Origin of the sequence: Microcoleus sp. CAWBG640 (assembly GCF_020883015.1) — a bacterium.
GTDB lineage: Bacteria > Cyanobacteriota > Cyanobacteriia > Cyanobacteriales > Microcoleaceae > Microcoleus > Microcoleus anatoxicus.
In genome coordinates this window covers 1-2,130 of the sequence record NZ_JAHRFC010000201.1, presented here as the reverse complement: position 1 = coordinate 2,130, position 2,130 = coordinate 1, and the positions used below count along the sequence as shown (strand labels likewise).

General features: G+C 45.2%; 1 protein-coding gene and 1 pseudogene. Both read right to left on the bottom strand.

Annotated elements, in window-relative coordinates; genetic code table 11:
* Window positions 1–1,384: FAD-dependent oxidoreductase (locus AAFP11_RS30245; RefSeq protein ID WP_341740319.1), on the bottom strand; the 1,384-nt coding region annotated here is incomplete at its 3' end.
* 154 nt (window positions 1,385–1,538) lie between these two features.
* Window positions 1,539–2,130: pseudogene (locus AAFP11_RS30240) on the bottom strand (CopG family transcriptional regulator); the annotation flags it as partial.

Below are 2,130 nucleotides of genomic sequence, written 5' to 3'. Positions count from 1 at the left end.
TGCGGGGTGTAGCTGATTCTTGATGGACGATCGCCTCTGGTGTTAAATTGAAATATTCGCTCAAACGGGCGATCGCCCCGGTAGTATATTTTTGCTTCAAAGCTTCATAATCTGCACAATTCCACCACATTCTAGTATCGGTAAAGGAGGAAGCAATCAGCGTGGCCATTCCCGTTGGTGCTCTACCATCTCCCGGATGGCTGACAGAAACAAACAAGGAATTATTCTCCCCTATTTCGCCTTCGTAGTCATAAAGAAACTGAAGGTGAGGCGGACAGTTTGGCGGAATTGCGCTTGCTTTCACTCCTAAATAGATGACAAAAGCGCCGGATGCTGGTGGCAATTTATCGACTCGATATTTGTAGCCATTCATTTGAGGTGGCAAGCTATCATCAGAAGATTGGGTAAGTTTTGTATCCGATAATTCGGCGATTTCTGGTGAGATGTTTGAATTGGTTTCTAACAATTTTACCAGATTTTGGGCGGTGACGTTGGCGACAATATCATCGGCGGTTTCTGTCCATATTTCGCCAGTTTTTTGATTGCGAATAGTTGTACCCATAGCTTTGCCGTTCACTGTGATAATCCTTTCAACTGTGTGACGGAGTAGGACTTTGCCACCGTCTCGTTCGATCGCTTCTACGAGTCGATCGCTCAATACCTGCATACTCCCTTGTAGATGATACAATCCTTGTGGTGCTTGGGAGACTCCTAAAGCTGTGGCTGCGTAGAGTAGGGCTGTTTCTTCGGTATCTACTTGAGAATACAATTTTAATTGCAAATCGAGAAAAGTTTTCAGACGCAAATTGTCGCCCAATCCGCAAAGGCGCAAAGCATCTCCTACTGTCATGAAAGTGAAAGGTAAGGTAATCAAAGTATCGGGGCGAACAGCTTTAGTTAATTGCCAGAAATCCCAGAAGTTTCTGGGTGGTAAAACAGGATCGCGTCCTTGAAATTTCCAGCTAGCTTGGAATAATGTAGATAATAATTGCCAAAAGGGTTCGCTTCCGGGAAACTGTTTTTGTCTTTCTTGTTGCCATTTTTGGGGTTCTCGCCAGACGCTAATGGGTGTGCTTTCTCCTGGTAAAAATACGGCACAGGCTGGATCGCAGGGTGTGGCGGCTGGGAGTTCGATGTTTAATTCGGAGAATATGCGGTGGTGAATTCCTCCGGGTTCCAATCCTGCGACTTGGGTGGCGCCGACATCGAAGGTAAAGCCTTTGCGTTTGAAGGTGGAAGCGCATCCGCCAGGGACGATCGCCTGGTCTAAGACTAGCACTTTGTATCCTCGGCGAGCTAGTAGGGCTGCTGCTGTGAGCCCGCCGATTCCGGCTCCGATGACGGTGACGCGGGATTTGCCAACAGGGGTGCGATCGCTGACCATAATTGATTTATTGTAATATTTCTTAATATTATGCTCATATTTGTTTGGCAAAAAAACGTAAAACGCGATCGACGTCTAAACCCCGATTTGTTAAACAAAGAGGTCCGGGTTCAGACAACGCGATCGCGCAGTATTTTTTTTTGCTAAATCAAAATTATGGACGACGCCACTTGTTGAGATAAGCTTCTCCAATGCCAGCTACAGATTGCTGTTGGGCTAGCTGTTCTCGTAAACCTTTGATGGTTCTTATCTGTTCTTGAGACTGCTGCTGCAAAGCATCATAATTTCGCTGTTTGGCCAAACTTTGGCTCAATTGATTTTCCACAGCTTGCAACTTGGTTAGTTGAAGTTGGAACTGCTGGATCGAGGTTTCTCGTTCCGATAACTGAGCAAGTAAACTTTCGTGACTTGACTTTGGTACAGTTTCGGCTAATTGCTGTTCCAAATTTTGCTTGGCTTCTGCTAATTGAGAATGCAAGGAGTTGAGGGAGTTTTCTCGTTCTGACAATTGCTGATGCAACTGTTGTTCGATATTTTGCTTTTCTGCTAGTTGAGAATGCAATTGGGCGATCGAGTTTTCCCGTTCTGTCAACTGTTGTTGCCAAGATTCCTGTTGCTGCAATTGCTGTTCCAAATTTTGCTTGGCTTCTGCTAATTGAGAATGCAAGGAGTTGAGGGAGTTTTCTCGTTCTGACAATTGCTGATGCAACTGTTGTTCGATATTTTGCTTTTCTGCTAGTTGAGAA